The organism is Cupriavidus sp. 2TAF22, assembly GCF_052115045.1.
Classification (GTDB): Bacteria; Pseudomonadota; Gammaproteobacteria; order Burkholderiales; family Burkholderiaceae; genus Cupriavidus.
Window position 1 is genome coordinate 186236 of the sequence record NZ_JBFRFX010000007.1, and the last position, 15249, is coordinate 201484.

Annotated in this window: 15 protein-coding genes; 12 read left to right on the forward strand and 3 right to left on the reverse strand. The window is 66.0% G+C overall.

Features of this window, described 5'->3' with window-relative positions; genetic code table 11:
* Nucleotides 1-49: 49 nt before the first annotated feature.
* Both AB4Z48_RS11175 and AB4Z48_RS11180 read right to left on the reverse strand, forming a co-directional pair.
* A complete protein-coding gene (locus AB4Z48_RS11175; RefSeq protein ID WP_441613992.1) occupies nucleotides 50-322 on the reverse strand; it encodes a hypothetical protein in 273 nt (90 codons plus the stop codon).
* A 344-nt stretch (nucleotides 323-666) separates the two neighbouring features.
* Entirely contained in the window at nucleotides 667-1581 is a 915-nt protein-coding gene (locus tag AB4Z48_RS11180; RefSeq protein WP_441613993.1) for a LysR family transcriptional regulator, read from the reverse strand.
* Between the two features lie 144 nt (nucleotides 1582-1725).
* Between AB4Z48_RS11180 and AB4Z48_RS11185 the strand changes: the two genes are divergently transcribed.
* The 10 genes from AB4Z48_RS11185 to AB4Z48_RS11230 all read left to right on the forward strand — a co-directional run bounded on the left by AB4Z48_RS11185 (nucleotide 1726) and on the right by AB4Z48_RS11230 (nucleotide 11720).
* On the forward strand, nucleotides 1726-2778 hold the full coding sequence (locus tag AB4Z48_RS11185) for a TauD/TfdA family dioxygenase (RefSeq protein WP_441613994.1): 1053 nt from the start codon (nucleotides 1726-1728) through the stop codon (nucleotides 2776-2778).
* A gap of 54 nt (nucleotides 2779-2832) precedes the next feature.
* Complete coding sequence (locus AB4Z48_RS11190) at nucleotides 2833-3825, forward strand: Bug family tripartite tricarboxylate transporter substrate binding protein (protein WP_441613995.1); 993 nt, start codon at nucleotides 2833-2835, stop codon at nucleotides 3823-3825.
* 14 nt (nucleotides 3826-3839) lie between these two features.
* Nucleotides 3840-4622 carry a class II aldolase/adducin family protein gene (locus AB4Z48_RS11195; protein WP_441613996.1) on the forward strand — a complete coding sequence of 261 codons (783 nt, stop codon included), beginning with the start codon at nucleotides 3840-3842 and terminating at the stop codon, nucleotides 4620-4622.
* Between the two features lie 81 nt (nucleotides 4623-4703).
* A complete protein-coding gene (locus AB4Z48_RS11200) occupies nucleotides 4704-5528 on the forward strand; it encodes an enoyl-CoA hydratase/isomerase family protein (RefSeq protein WP_441613997.1) in 825 nt (274 codons plus the stop codon).
* Nucleotides 5529-5561: 33 nt separating this feature from the next.
* The gene (locus AB4Z48_RS11205) at nucleotides 5562-6740 is read left to right on the forward strand and encodes a thiolase family protein (RefSeq protein ID WP_441613998.1); all 1179 of its coding nucleotides are present in this window, start codon (nucleotides 5562-5564) and stop codon (nucleotides 6738-6740) included.
* Nucleotides 6741-6766: 26 nt separating this feature from the next.
* Entirely contained in the window at nucleotides 6767-7774 is a 1008-nt protein-coding gene (locus AB4Z48_RS11210; protein ID WP_441613999.1) for a Bug family tripartite tricarboxylate transporter substrate binding protein, read from the forward strand.
* A gap of 127 nt (nucleotides 7775-7901) precedes the next feature.
* A complete protein-coding gene (locus AB4Z48_RS11215; protein WP_441614000.1) occupies nucleotides 7902-9134 on the forward strand; it encodes a CaiB/BaiF CoA transferase family protein in 1233 nt (410 codons plus the stop codon).
* Nucleotides 9135-9165: 31 nt separating this feature from the next.
* On the forward strand, nucleotides 9166-10164 hold the full coding sequence (locus AB4Z48_RS11220) for a tripartite tricarboxylate transporter substrate binding protein (protein WP_441614001.1): 999 nt from the start codon (nucleotides 9166-9168) through the stop codon (nucleotides 10162-10164).
* 225 nt (nucleotides 10165-10389) lie between these two features.
* On the forward strand, nucleotides 10390-11217 hold the full coding sequence (locus tag AB4Z48_RS11225) for an AraC family transcriptional regulator (RefSeq protein WP_441614002.1): 828 nt from the start codon (nucleotides 10390-10392) through the stop codon (nucleotides 11215-11217).
* 77 nt (nucleotides 11218-11294) lie between these two features.
* Nucleotides 11295-11720: a cupin domain-containing protein gene (locus tag AB4Z48_RS11230; protein WP_441614003.1), complete on the forward strand. Its 426-nt coding sequence runs from the start codon at nucleotides 11295-11297 to the stop codon at nucleotides 11718-11720.
* A 33-nt stretch (nucleotides 11721-11753) separates the two neighbouring features.
* Here the strand turns inward: AB4Z48_RS11230 and AB4Z48_RS11235 are convergent, their stop codons facing one another.
* A complete protein-coding gene (locus tag AB4Z48_RS11235) occupies nucleotides 11754-12518 on the reverse strand; it encodes an IclR family transcriptional regulator (protein ID WP_441614004.1) in 765 nt (254 codons plus the stop codon).
* 148 nt (nucleotides 12519-12666) lie between these two features.
* On the opposite strand from AB4Z48_RS11235, the gene AB4Z48_RS11240 reads away from it, so the two are divergent.
* Both AB4Z48_RS11240 and AB4Z48_RS11245 read left to right on the forward strand, forming a co-directional pair.
* On the forward strand, nucleotides 12667-13671 hold the full coding sequence (locus tag AB4Z48_RS11240; protein ID WP_441614005.1) for a Bug family tripartite tricarboxylate transporter substrate binding protein: 1005 nt from the start codon (nucleotides 12667-12669) through the stop codon (nucleotides 13669-13671).
* Nucleotide 13672: 1 nt separating this feature from the next.
* Nucleotides 13673-15241: an AMP-binding protein gene (locus AB4Z48_RS11245; protein ID WP_441614006.1), complete on the forward strand. Its 1569-nt coding sequence runs from the start codon at nucleotides 13673-13675 to the stop codon at nucleotides 15239-15241.
* Nucleotides 15242-15249 lie beyond the last annotated feature (8 nt).

A 15249-nucleotide genomic window follows, 5' to 3' on the forward strand; every position in this document is an offset into this window, starting at 1 on the left:
CCACTCCCGAGAGGTCGGGAGCGACAAAGATGTGGCGTAGCTTCGGAGGCTAGGTGCGGAAACAGCAGTGGAGAATGGCGTGCGGCGGTGGCGGCGCACGCGGCTGGGTCTGCGCGCGCACGGCGATCAGCGGCGCGGCATCCAGTACGGGGGGCTCGACGAGGATGCTGACGAGGAGCGGGATATGCGCCGGAATCTGTGGCGCGGAGAGATCGGCGTGCTTTGCATCAGCCTGGCAATGGCTCATGCAAAGCGCTTTCTGGCCATCGTTCTGCGCGGCATCCTGGTCGGCCATGTCCGCGCAAGACACCATGTTCTCCATCGGCGCCTGTCCTGCCGGCTCGCTCAGGCCCATCGTACAGGCGTAAGCGGCCGTTGCCAGCTGGACTGACAGGAACACAAGCAGAAGGAGTCCGGCAATCCACGAATGCCGGCGGACGATATGACGCACGATCTAGGGGTATCTCAAACCAGTGCAAAGCATAACCAGTTTCCAGGCGATTGCAATAGCGGACTCTCAGGCGAACCAGCGGCACTATCGGCCGCCGGCGCCCCCCGCACTTGCGAGATGCGGGTGTGATCAGGCCTGCGATGACACGTCGCTGGCGCGTGCGCCATCGGTGTGCGGATCGCGGTTGAATCCGCAGGCCATTGCCGCCGGCCGGGTCACGCGACTGCGCATTCCCTCTCCCGTGACAGAAACGGAGAAAGCAGCGTTTCCCTGAATTCGACGCAGAACGGCGAAAGATAGGCGTCACCGCGCCAGAACAGCGCGATCCCGGGTTGCCGGAGCAGGCTGGGATCGCCGACCACGCAGAGGTCGCGTCCATCCGCCTGCTGCAACGCGCGCTGCGCCACGACGCCGAGCAGGTCGCTGTTGCGAATCAGCTCGCCAACCGAGCCGCCCGACCCGTTCCACTCCACGGCGACGCGTGGCGGCGGCAGTTTCTGGCGGGCGAGGGCCTCCTGCACGATCTGGTACACGCTGGATGACGGTTGCGGAAGCGCCCAGCGCTCGTCAGCCAGATCAGCCAGCGTCTTCCATGCGCGCAGCCGCGGATGATCGGCACGCGCGACGATCTGCATGGCCAGCGGCTGCAGAGGGGCGTGGAGCAGGCCGTCAGGCACGCCGGGAGGCAATCCTCCGCACGCGAAGTCGACTTCGCCAGACAGCAGCGCCTGCAGTGCGCCTTGCGTCAGGCTCGTGTCGATCGAGAAGCGGGCGAGCGGACGGCTCGCCAGGAACTGCGCGATCACCGGCATCAGGAACGCCGAGACAAGGTGGGGCGTGCCCGCGAGGCGGATATTCCCCGCGCGCGCCGAACGCTGGGCTTCCAGCTCGCCCATGAGATCGTGGCTCGCAAGCACGACCTGTTCGGCACGTGCGAGCAACGACTGCCCTGGCTGCGTGAGCGCCACGCCGCGGGCGGTGCGGTCAAACAGCCGTATCCCGGCTTCCGACTCCAGGCGGGCCAGTGCCTTCGACAGCGCGGATTGCGTCACGCCGGCCTGTGCCGTTGCGCGGTGCAGGCTGCCGTGTCGTGCCACGAGTACGAACGCTCGGAGATCATCTATCCGCATCCAGCTTCCTCCGGACTATGTTGGTTCGGGTTGACCCGGAAGTATTCCGTTTTGGAATCGCCTGGCATATCGGGGGAATCACTGGCACCGGCTGGCTTTCGTAGAGTTGTGTCACCCCGCCGGGCGAGCGAGGGCGGCAGGACGGTGCCGGAATGGCAAAGGGAAGACGAAATGAACGAAAGTCGGATCGCGGTGGCTTCGGAACTGGTCGAGGCATTGGGAAATGGGGTGCGGTGCCATGAGCGCGCGGCGGGGCAGCCGCCGCTCTTCATCGAGCCGTACGGCGACGCATTGCGGGAGAGAACGCGCTTTCGCGCATGGACGCGCAACGCCATGCCCGTGCTCGAGGCGCTCGTCAGCCGCCACGGCGGCATCGTATTGCGGGGCTTTCCGACACCGGATACCGCCGACTTCGCCGACATCATCGACCAGCTTCCCCCGTTCCAGGACGGATACCTCGGCGGACGTGCGCCACGCATGCAGATCGCGGGACGTGTGATGGAAGCGACCCGCCTGGATGCCAGCGTCGGGCTGGGCGTGCATTCGGAGATGGCGTACCGGCGACAGTTTCCAAAGCGGATCGCCTTCTTTTCGCACAGGACGGCGCCGGTGGGCGGCGAGACCGTCGTTGCCGATGCGCGCAATTTCGTGACACAGATGGGCGAGGAGCTGGTCGCGAAGATCGAGTCGCTGGGCGTGCGCTCGGCCCTGACCTACGGACCGAAGACGGATACGGTCGAAGCCTCGTATGTCGACCAGGATCAATACGGCTGGAACCATGCGTTCGGCACCGACAGTGCGGCGGAAGTCGAAGCCCTGTGCGCGGCGCGCAGCCTCGAGCCGCTCTGGCACGACGATGGCTCCCTGACGGTGTTTGCCACGCTTGCCCCTTTTCTTGACCATCCGCAGACCGGGCAGCGTCTGTACCGCTCGGGGCTGCACCGGTCCCACACGGCCACGGAAGTGCTCGATACGGTGATCCGGAAGAACCAGCGCTACCCGACCGGCATGTTTCTCGGTCGCGCGCAACGCCTGGAGACCGCAGAGGTCGACCACATCAATGCCGTATGCGACCGGAACACCCATAGCTGGGCATGGCGCGACGGCGACGTGATGGTCCTGGACAACCTGCAGGTATGGCACGGCCGCAATCCCTACCAGGGCGCGCGGGATGTTCAGGTCGCGCTGCTCGACTGAGCGCGCCGGACCAGCGGCAAACCATTCACGTCCATCCCGCAGGAGACAGGAAACATGCGAGCAGCTTTCGGATTCAGGTGCCTTGCCGGCACGCTTGCGGCACTCGGCCTGATAGGTTGCGCCATCACGGCATCTCAGGCCGCGGAGCCGGCCTATCCCTCGAAGCCGGTCAGGCTCCTGGTGCCCTCGGTGCCCGGCGGGCCCATCGACGCGGTCTCGCGGCTCATTGGCAGCCGTCTGTCGGCGCGGCTTGGCACGAGCTTCTACGTCGAGAACAAGCCGGGCGCCAACGTGCAGGTCGGCGCGAACTACGTCGCCAGGTCCGATCCGGACGGCTACACGTTGCTGGCCACCTCGCCCGCGCACATCTCCAACCCGTTGCTCTACAGCAAGCTTCCCTACGACACGGGCCGCGACCTGACGGGCGTGGCCATGATGGCGCGCGTGCCGCTCCTGCTCGTGGTGAATGCCGACTTGCCGATCCACTCTGTCGCGGATCTGGTGGCCTGGGGCAGGGCTCATCCGGACCGGATTCGCTATGGCAGCTCGGGCTCCGGTTCGACGGCGAACCTCGCCGGCGAGTTGATCTCGATGAATACGGGAATCCGGCTCGAGCACATCCCGTACAAGGGCTCCGCGGCCGCGCTGCCGGACCTGATGGCGGGGAGGTTCGAAGTCATGATCGACACCCTCCAGCTCTTCGCCCCGCACATACGCGCCGGCAAGGTGCGCGCCATCGCCTTCACCGGCACGAAGCGTGTCCCGGCACTGCCTGACGTACCGACCTTCGCGGAGAGCGGCTATCCAGACGTGGTGGCGAATTCCTGGCTCGCCATCGTCGCCCCCGGCAAGACGCCGCCCGGCGTGGTGGAGAAGCTGGGCCATACCGTCACCGATATCCTCGCCGAGCCCGAGGTGCGCAGGCAGATCGCCGAGTTCGGCATGGAGTCCGACGTCATGACCCCGGCGCAACTCAATCGCTACTTCGTCTCGGAGAGCGAGCGCTGGGGCAGGGTCATCAAGGCAGGCAACGTCCGCGTCGAATAGACCTTACAGAGAACATGAACCCTCCTTTCACCATTGCGCGCGAAGCCGTACGAGCCACCGTCAGCGACGCCGAATGGCGGGCCCGCCAGGAACTGGCCGCCTGCTACCGTCTCGTCGACCGCTACGGGATGACTGACCTGATCTACAACCACATCACGCTGCGGATTCCCGGCACCGAGCACCTTCTCATCAATGCCTATGGGTATCTCTACAGCGAGGTCTGCGCGTCGAACCTCGTCAAGATCGACCTCGACGGCAATGTCCTGCTGAACCCGCTGAACGAGCATGACTACCAGGTCAACCGCGCCGGCATGGTGATCCACACCGCCATCCACCGCGCGAGGCCTGACGTGCACTGCGTCATTCATACCCATACCCGCGCCGGCATGGCGCTGTCCGCGCTGCCGTGCGGATTGCTGCCGATGACCCAGACGGCGCTGCGCTTCCACGGCAGGACTGCCTACCACGACTTCGACAGCCCCGTCGTCGAACTCGCGCAGCAGGCGCCGCTGGTCAGCTCGCTCGGCGATCACGACGTAGTGGTGTTGCGCAACCACGGCCTGCTGGCGGTCGGCCCGAGCGCGGCCGAGGCGTTCAGCCGCATCTACTGGCTCGAGATGGCCTGCCGCACGCAGGTCGACGCCATGGCCGCCAGCGCGGAGGTCGTCCTGCCGTCGCAGCAGGCGATCGACGACACCGTCCGGGCGATGGATGCCCGCGCCGGCACCTTCGGCAAGCGCGAATGGCCGGCGTTGCTGCGACTGCTCGACCGGATCGATGCCGGCTACAGGCATTGAGTCGATATCCCGAGGACCTCGAGGAACAGGAAGGAGAGACCCGATGATCGTATATGGCAGCAGGGCTGCGGCAGCGTACAAATGAACCGCTTGAACGGACAAGGAGAAGATATGCCGACGCAGCAAAAGAATGTGGTCGATATGGCCAACGAAGGTGGTGTGTTGTGGTTGACCATGAACAGGCCGGAAGCCCTGAATGCACTCTCGGGCTCGCTGGTCAGCGCGTTGCAGGAGAGATTCGCCGCCGCGGCGCGTGATCCCGAGGTAGGCGTGATTGTCCTGACGGGGGCCGGGCGAGCGTTCTGCGCGGGCGCCGACCTCAAGGAGGCGGAAAGCCGCGGCGCCGGTACCGAGGCAAGCGCTGCCTTCCTGCGCACCATTTCCGGCCTGACGGATGCCATGGAACTCTGTCCCAAGCCGATCATCGCCGCCGTGAACGGTGTGACGGTGGCGGGCGGCCTGGAACTGATGCTCGCCTGCGACTTTGTCGTGGCCGCGGCATCGGCAAGGCTCGGCGACGGCCATTCGAACTACGGCCTGTTTCCCGGCGCGGGTGCCACCGTCCGGCTGCCGAGGATGGTCGGTGTTGCCATGGCGAAGTACCTGATGTTCTCGGGAGAGCTTATCCCTGCCCGCGACGCGCAGGCCATCGGCCTGGTGCAGGCCGTGGCCGAGGATGAGGCGTTCCGCTCCACGGTGGCCGCCCTGGCGCAGCGCCTGGCGGCGAAGAGCCCGCTGCTGCTGGGGCGGATGAAAGAGGCGATCAGCGATGCGCCGACGCAGCCCCACGGTGCGGCCATGCGTCGGGAACGGGACCTGAGCCAGTTGTATTCCGCCTCCTTCGACCGCGCCGAAGGCCTTGCCGCATTCCGCGAAAAGCGCGCACCGCGCTTCCAGGGGCGTTGATTCCCGGCGCTTCCAATCTCACCGGAGCCATAGATGAAACAGGCATGTGCAATTGTCGGGGTCGGCATGACGCCGTTCGGCAAGTTTCCCGATCTCACGGTCCGGCACCTTGCCGAGCAGGCCGCGAGGGCGGCCCTCGGCGATGCCGGAATGCAGCCGGATGACGTGGACGAGGTGTATTTCTCGAATGCGGTCGGGGGCATGATCACCGGGCAGGAAATGATTCGCGGGCAGGCGGCGCTTCGCTTTCTCGGACTGCGGGGGCAGGCGATCTTCAATGTCGAGAATGCCTGCGCATCGGGAAGCACGGCATTCCATCTGGCCTGGAGGGCGGTGTGCAGCGGCAGGGTACAGGCCGCGCTGGTGGTGGGCGCCGAACGCATGACGCATCCGGACAAGCGGGTTTCGCTGGCGGCGCTGGCCACGGCTGTCGATCTCGACGAGAAGCAGCCGGAACACGTCGGCGCGGGAAGCGGGTCCATCTTCATGGATATCTACGCCGCCCGAACCCGCAAGTACATGGCGCAGACCGGCGCCACGCGCGCGGACCTGGCGGGGATCGTGGTCAAGAGCCGCAGGGCCGCCTCGTTGAATCCGAATGCCCAGTTTCGGGCGGAGACGACAGTCCCGGACGTGCTGGCGAGCCGGGTCATCAGCGATCCGCTGACGCTGCAGATGTGCTCGTCGATCGGCGACGGCGCAGCCGCCATCGTCGTCTGCTCTCCCGAACGCGCCGCGCGCCTTTCCGCGCGGCGCCCGGTGTGGGTGGGTGGATCGGTCATCGTCTCCGGAACGCCTGAGGGCAGCGGGAAGCCTGCCGCCGTCCGCGCCACATTCCAGGCGTACGAGGAAGCCGGCGTCGATCCGCGCGACATTCACGTAGCCGAGCTGCACGATGCCTCGGCACCCGCGGAACTGATGTACTACGAGTCGCTAGGACTCTGTGGCCCGGGCGAGGGCCCCGCGCTATTGCGAAGCGGCCAGACGGGAATCAATGGCCGGATATCCGTCAATCCAAGCGGCGGCCTGCTGAGCAAGGGGCATCCCATCGGCGCGACGGGCGTGGCCCAGCTCGTCGAACTGACACAACAGTTGCGGGGCCAGGCGGGGCCACGGCAACGCGACGACGCCAAGGTCGCGCTGGCCGAAAACAACGGCGGCCAGGTTGGTCATGACGCGGCGGTCGCGGCGGCAACGATCCTGCATGTTTGACGGTTCTGCGGAGACTGGAGGCGAGCATGGAAATATTCGGCAATGAGCATTCGGCGGGACGGCGCGCATTCGGCAAGCACGTGCTCGGGCTGGCGGCGATGGGTCTGTGTGCAGGGATCCGTCCGGCGCTTGCCGCGCTCGACCCCGGGCGGCCGGTGTCCATCATCGTGCCGACCGCGCCCGGCGCCACCACCGACATCATGGCTCGCGCTTTCGCGCGGCACCTGACCCGGGCGCGAGGACAGGCCGCCGTGGTGGAGAACAAGACGGGCGCGACCGGCGCGATCGGTGCGCAGTTCGTCGCGCGGGCAGCGCCGGACGGGCATACGCTGCTGATCGGACCGAGCAGCACCATGGTGGTCAACCCGCTCGTCCAGAGCGTGCAGTACAGCACGTTGAACGACTTCCGCATCGTCGGACTGCTGGCGAAGGCCGAGACCCTGATCGTCGCCAACCCCGCAAAGGGATTCCGCAATCTTCAGGACGTGATCCGGTACGCGAAGCAGAATCCCGGAAAGCTGACCTACGGCTCGAGCGGCACCGGCAGCGTCCTCCACATGGCCATGGAGTATCTCCAGCTCTCGGCGGGGATCGAGATGATGCACGTTCCCTACAAGGGGACGGTCCAGGCCGAGGTGGCATTGCTCTCGAACGAGATCGACGTGCTGCTGACCAACACGTCGTCGGTGGAAGTGCATATCCGGGCGGGCAAGCTCGTGCCGCTGGCCATCACCAGTTCCACGGCCGGGAGCGAGCTGCGCGGCGTACCGAGGGCATCCGGGGCGGTGCCGGGCTACTCGGTCGATACCTGGCTGGGAGTCTATGTCCCCGCCCGCGCCGGTGATGACACGGTAGCCACGCTCAACGCCGCCCTGAACGGCTTCCTGGCCGATCCGGCAAGCGCGGGCAGCATGAAGAACTACGGGTTGACAGGGGCGCCGGGAACGCCGGCCGAGGCGCTCCAGTACCAGCGCGCGGAGCTGGGGAAATGGTCGCAGGTCGTGGCCGCCGCCAGGGCTGCCGGCCGCGTGTAGCGCTTGCTCGCGCCGGCGCTGCGCATCCTCCACGGAAAAGCCGGCTACCAGGTGGAGGTGGCGGCCTGCGAGGCTGCACGGATGCCCGGACGCCGGGTCTTCAGGAAATTGACAAGGAGTACATCAGATGAGTGAGCCGGGAATGCGCGACGAAGCCAGCGGCCAGCGACGGGGACCGCTTGCCAGCCTCAAGGTGCTGGACCTGGGGACGATGATTGCCGGACCCGTGGCCGGGACCCTGCTGGCCGACTTCGGTGCGGAAGTCGTGAAAGTCGAACAACCGGGTACCGGCGATCCATTGCGGAAGATCGGTCCCTTTGTCGATAACGAAAGCCTGTACTGGAATGTCGAGGGACGGAACAAGAAGTCGGTCACGCTCGATCTGCGCAAGCCGGAAGGCCAGGCACTGGCCCGCCAGCTGGCGACAAAGGTCGACGTGGTGGTAGAGAATTTCCGTCCCGGAACGCTTGCCGCGTGGGGACTTGACTACGAGGCCTTGTCCGCGCTCAATCCAGGGCTCGTCATGCTGAGCGTGTCCGGCTTCGGGCAGACCGGTCCCTACGCGAAGCGCGCTGCCTTCGATCGCATCGCGCTGGCGTTCAGCGGCGTCCTGCATATTTCCGGGTTCCCGGATCGTCCTCCCGTGAGACCGGGGGTGACGATGGCGGACTACCAGGCCGCGCTATTCGGTGCGTACGCAGTGATGATGGCGCTCTATCATCGCGACGCAAACGGCGGGGCGGGGCAGCACATCGACCTCGGGCTCTATGAATCCGTCTTCCGCTTTACCGATACCCTGGCCCCGGCCTATGACCGGCTCGGCGAGGTCCGGCAACGGCAGGGCAATCTTGCGGCGGCAGCGGCGCCGGGGGACATCTTCGAGACCTGCGATGGCCGTTATCTCGTGCTCACCATGTCCAACGACGCCATGTTCCGGCGCCTGTGCGGCGCGATGGGTACGCCGGCGCTGGCCGACGATCCCCGGTACGCCACCCATCGCCAGCGATGGGAGCATGTCGTCGAGTTGAATGCCATCGTCGGCCGATGGATCAAGGGGCTTGCGGTACCTGAGGTCGAGACCGCCTTGCACGACGCCGGGCTTGCGTACACGCTGACATACTCCATCGAGGACATTTTCTCGGATCGCCACTATCTGGAGCGAGGCAGCATTGAAAGCGTCGAGAATCCCCGCATCGGGACCGTCCGGATGCCTGGCGTGGGCCCACGGCTGTCAGCCACGCCCGCGGGGCCGATCCGTTCAGCGCCAACCCTGGCAGAGCACAACGAAGAAGTCTTCGGGGGATGGCTTGGCTTGAGCGACGCCGTGCAGCGGCAACTTCGGGAGGCGGCCGTCATATGAGGTTCCGCCGATCCCAATACAGGAGACACCCATGACACAGCGATCCCGCATTCGCCTGCTGGCCCTCGCGCTGGCCGCAACGTTGCCCGGCGTTCCAGGCCCGATTTCCGGCATCGGCGCAGCCCATGCCGAGACATGGCCTGCACGCCCGATACGTTTCCTGGTGCCGCTCGGCCCGGGCAGCAGCGCCGACTCCAGCGCGCGGCTGCTCGCCAGGCTTGCGGCGGAGGAACTGGGACAGCCCGTCGTGGTGGAAAACAAGCCGGGCGCGGATTCGCTGGTAGCGGTGCAGGCACTCCTGTCCGCACCGGCGGACGGGTACAGCATGCTGATGATCTCGCCGAGCTCGATGATCATCAACCCGCTGATCAACGCCTCCACGTCCTATGATCCGCAACTCGATCTCCGCCCGGTGGCCGGCATGATGCGACTCGGGGCCCTGCTGGTGACCGGCGGTGCGTCCCGCTTTCATACCCTCGCCGATGTGCTGGCCGAGGCAAGGCGGGCGCCAGGCTCGGTCAGCCTGGGCAGCTACACCGCCTACTATCGGCTCGGGGCGCTGCGCATGCAGCAGATGGCAAGCGTGACGTTCAACCAGGTCTCCTACAAGACCGCCACGCCGCTGCAGACCGACCTGGCCGGCGGCACGGTGGATGTCGCGCTGATCGATGTCGGCGGAGCGATGCCGCTGATCGCCTCCGGCAAGCTGCGCCCCCTGGCGGTGGCCGGCAAGGAACGGCACCGGTTGCTGCCATCCGTGCCGACGATCGCAGAGAGCGGACCGAAGCAGTACGAGATGGCGGGCTGGATCGGCATCGGCATTGCCGGGAAGACCCCCGAGCCTGTCGCGCAGTCAATCGAGACCGCCTTGATCAAGGCGATGAAGCGGCCGGAGTTCGTCAGGTACCTGACGGAAAACGTGGGCGCCGAGACGTTTGCGGTGTCGGGCAAGGAAATCCGGGCACTGGTTGAGTCCGAGACCGCCCACTATCGGCCGCTTGCCGGGCAGTTGCAGGCGGCGCAGCGTTGAGCGGACGGCCCGGCCTCCAGCGTATCCGGGGGCCGGAAGCGGCCGCCGATGGTCTGGCGTTTTTCGCTCAGGGCCAGTCTGGAAATTCCGTGGCCCCGTTGTTCGTCCTGCAACACCGGCGACTGGATCTTCCCGTGCGACAATCCGGGTAGCTGCTGCGCATCGCACCGCGCCCGGGGGCTTGTACCGCAGCGCGACACCCCGGGCCGCCAAAATTCATACATCATGAACCGACCAGCAGCGCTCTCATGCCCCGACTGGGTGAGGTGCGCCGAGCCGATGGAAGGCGTCGAGCGCATCGAAGCGTGGTTTCACGGCAAGGCGTATGCCATGCACCGTCACGACACCTATGCCATTGGCCGCACGCTCGCCGGCGTCCAGAGTTTCAACTATCGGCGCAGCCAGCGAAACAGCCTGCCGGGCAACACGATGGTGCTGCACCCCGACGAGATTCACGATGGCCAGGCGGGCACCGACGAAGGGTTCCGGTACAGGATGATCTACGTTGAACCCGCGCTCTTTCAGGATGTGCTCGGTGGACGCGCGCTGCCGTTCCTCGAAGGCGGCGTGACGACCGATCCGCGTCTTGCAGCGGCAACCGCGACGTTGCTGCAGCACGTCGGCCATACGCTCGAATCGCTCGAACAGAGCGATGCGCTCGCCGAACTGGCGTATGCCCTTGCCGCCGTTACTGGCACGTCCACGCGACGCCCGAAAGGCGACTTCCTCTCGGCGCGGCGCGCACGCGACTATTTGCACGCGAACTGCGCCCGCGTCGTCACGCTCGTCGAACTGGAAGCTGCGACGGGCCGCGATCGCTGGAGCCTGTCGCACGACTTTCGCACGTTCTACGGCACGAGCCCGTACCGCTATCTGACGATGCGGCGCCTCGATGCGGTGCGCCGCATGCTGCTCGCCGGCACCTCGCTCGCCCACGCCGCCGCGGCCGCGGGTTTTGCTGACCAGAGCCACATGACGCGCCACTTCTCGAAAGCATTCGGGCTGACGCCGGGGCGCTGGCTCCAGGCCGCGGGCAGCGTCCACCGCACCTGAAAACAGCCACGATCGTTCAATACGGACGCAAGGAGCATGCGTATCCTCGGCGCATTGACCTTTGAACGGAGAGAACGATGGACCAATCCTCGAACCACACCACCGCGCCGGCCGAACGCGGCCAGTGCCAGGCCATCGACCTGGCCGGCAAGATCGCGCAGATCAACGGTCACTGGCAACCGCGCGTCGTCGCTGAAATGAACGACTATCAGTTCAAGGTCGTGAAGGTCGAAGGCGAGTTCCAGTGGCATCGGCACAACGATACGGATGAAGCGTTCATCGTGCTCGAGGGCGAGCTGCGCATCGATGTCCGCGCGGGCCCTTTGGGCGACAGTTCTATCGTGCTGCGCGCCGGCCAGATGGCGGTGGTGCCCAAGGGCGTCGAGCACAAGCCCTGTGCAGACGCAGAAGTGAAGCTGCTGCTGATCGAGCCGCGAGGTGTGGTGAACACAGGCGACGGTGCGACGGGCGAGCGTACTGTCGAGAACGACCAGTGGATCTGATGCGGCCCCGGCATATAACGTTTGCGGATGCTTCTATAAGCCGGTCGGCAATAGCTTCCCCAGCGCGTCCTGGATCGTCTTGATGATGTAGGTCTGGCGCTGACGCTGCATGCGTGCCAGCGGCGCGGCTACGCTGATGGCGGCCAACGGCACGCCGCCCGTGGCGGGAATGGCAATGCCCACCCCGAGGGTGTCAGTGGCTACATGGTTACCGACGACAGACCAGCCTCGCTCGCGCGTGGCTTTCAGCAATAGCTGCATGCGTTCGGGCGTCATCCCGCCGTAGCTGCCCAAGGTCGCGGCGTTGGCGGCAATCATTGCGGCGGCTTCGTGTTCAGGTAACGAAGCCAGCAGCGCAAGTCCGGCGGCGCCGACCCCCAAAGGCTGGCGGCGGCCAACCTGCACGATCAGCACCTGGACGGGGAACGTGCCGATCTGGCGGGCGATGCAGTGTGACTGAGCGCCATCGCGCACCACCGCGAATGCAGAGTCTTCGGTAATTTCGCTGATGTGCCGCAGCACGGGTTGTAGCCGCGTCGCGAGTTCGTTGACGGGCGCGCCGCCGGAGACGTCCTGGATGCGCGGCCCGGGCACATACCAGTACCTGTCCCGCTTGGCCACGTAGCCCGCGGCGATCAGCGTGCTCAAGAGCCGATAGACCGTAGCCCGTTCCAGCATGCAAAGCCGCATGATCTCCATTACCCGTACGCCGCCCCGGGCGTGTTGCCGCACGCAGTCAAGCACGTCCAGGCCACGCTGCAACGAGCGGTTGCCATCGTCGATGTGCGTTGTCGTCACATTTTAGCCATTTGTTGGTTTGTCCGGCAGGCGGACATTGTAGCCTTCCCAGCGATCGTGATAAGCGGAAAACTTCATCCCAGCCGAGCCCGCACCGGTCACCTGGCGTAGCGGAGACAGACGGCACATAACCAGACTGGAGACAAGCATGACCTTGGCAATGTTGCGCCTGCGGTGGACACAGACCTCATGTGCCCTGATGCTGGCGTTGGCGCTTGGCCCGACGCTGGCCACCGCGCAGGACACCGCGGCAGGTACCTATCCAAGCCGCCCCGTCACCATCATCGTGCCGTTTGCTGCCGGCGGCGGCACGGACATCGTGGCCCGCATGCTTGGCAATGAACTGGGCAAGCGCTGGAAGACCAGCGTCGTGGTGGAAAACAAGCCAGGCGCCAGCGGCCAGATCGGCAATGCACTGGCGGCCCGTGCCAAGCCTGACGGCTACACGCTCCTGCTCTCCACCACCGCGCTGATCCAGGAGCCCGGCCTCTACAAGAAGCTGCCGTACACGGCGGTAAAGGACTTCACTCCGGTAGCCCAGGTGGCCACCTCCACCAACTTCCTCGTGGTTCCCGCATCGTCACCGGCCAACACGCTCAAGGAATTCATCGCCTATGCCAGGGGCCATCAGGGGCGCCTCAGCTACGGCTCGAACGGCAATGGCGGCTCCTCGCACCTGCACGGCTCGCTGTTCAATTCTGCCAACAGGCTCGAGATGGTCCACGTGCCGTTCGCGGGCTCCGCGCCGCTGCTGACGGCGTTGCTGGGCCAGCAGGTCGACGCCGCCTTCGTCGATATCTCGCCGCTACGCGCGCAGCTGGGCGGCGGCAAGCTGAAGGTGCTGGCCGGCACGGGACCGAAGCGCTCGGTGCTGCTGCCGAATGTGCCGACGATGAGCGAGGAAGGCATCGCGGGTTTCGAGCCCGTGGGCTGGTTTGGCATGTTCGTGCCATCCGGCGTTCCCGCGCCGATCCGCAAGACGATCTCCTACGCCGTGGTCGATGCACTGAAGTCCCCGGAGATCGTCAAGCGAATCGAGGAACTGGGGCTGGCGCCCGCGCAGGTGGCCCCGGACGCGTTTGCGGAACGCATGCGCGAAGACACCCCCAAGTGGGAACAGATGATCAAGGCTGGTAACGTAACGGTGGAATGACATGCAACTCTCTCCTGAACTGACGCACGGCGGCACGATTGCGGACCTCGTGATCGGCGCGATCGAGCGCTTTCCCGAGCGCACGGCGTTTGCCAGCGACGATGCCACGATCAGCTACGCGGCACTGGGCCAGCGCATCAGCCAGATCGCGCAGCACTTCGACAGCCTGGGCCTGAAGCCCGGCGACACCGTGGCGCAACTGGCCGTGAACCGCTTCGAGGTGTTTGCGATCGTCGCCGCGGTCTATCTGCGCGGTTTGCGCTCCGTCATGCTGCACGCCATGGGCAGCGAGGCCGACCACGAGTTCGTCCTTGATGACTGCGGTGCCAGCGTGGTGATCGTCGACGCCTATCACCAGGCGCGCGGCCAGGCGCTGCGCAAGCGCTGCGGCAAGGTGCGGGCATGGATGTCGCTGGGTGCAATTCCGGGTTTCGACGCGCTGGACGACGCGATGCAGGCCTACCAGCCGGCGCCGCTCGTGGCCTTTGGCGACGCGGAACTGGTGGTCCGCGTGGCCTATACCGGAGGAACGACCGGTCGCCCCAAGGGCGTGATGCTGTCCAACCGCGCGCTGGCGACCAATGTGGTGCTGGACCTGTCTGCCAAGGAATGGCCGGCCGACGTCAAGTATCTCTGCGTAGCGCCGATCTCGCATGGCGCCGGATCGCTGGTGGTTCCCACGCTGATGCGCGGTGGCTGCATTACGCTGATGCGGGGCTTCTCGGCCGACGGCCTGATCGACACGATCAACAAATACGGCTGCAACGTGACGTGGCTGGTGCCCACCATGCTGTACGCGCTGCTGGATTGCGCGCGCGTGAAAGAGGTCGACTGGTCGAAGTTCCATTCGCTGATCTACAGCGCGGCGCCCACCTCGCCCTCGCGCATCCGCCAGGCGCTGGATCTTCTGGGTCCCATCCTGATCCAGAGCTACGGGCAGACGGAGTCGCCGAACTCGATCCTGATCCTGGGCAAGCACGATCATCCGCGCCTGAGCGATGCGCAACTGGCTTCGGCCGGACGCCCCTATCCGCTGATGCGCGTCTGCCTGCTCGATGCCGACGGTGCCGAGGTGGCGGCCGGCGAGCGTGGCGAGGTCTGCGTGCGCGGGCCGTTGCTGATGTCGGGCTATCTCAACAATCCGGCGGAAACGGCATCGACGCTCAAGGACGGCTGGCTCCACACTGGCGATATTGCGTACAAGGATGCCGATGGCCTGTACTACATCGTCGACCGCAAGAAGGACATGATCATTTCGGGCGGATTCAACGTGTATCCCAAGGAGATCGAGGACACCATCTGCGCGCATCCGTCGGTGGCCTCGGCGGCCGTGATCGGCATTCCCGACGAAAAATGGGGCGAGATGGTCATGGCCTATGTGCAACTGAAGGACGGCTGCCAGGTGTCGGAGGACGAGATTGCCGCAGCGGTGCGCCAGGCCAAGGGCACCGTGGCGACGCCCAAGCGGGTGGAGATCATCGCTGCGTTGCCGCTCACGCCGCTCGGCAAGATCGACAAGAAGGCGCTGCGGTCCCGCCACTGGACCGCGGGTGCGCGGTCCGTCCATTGATGAGGCCG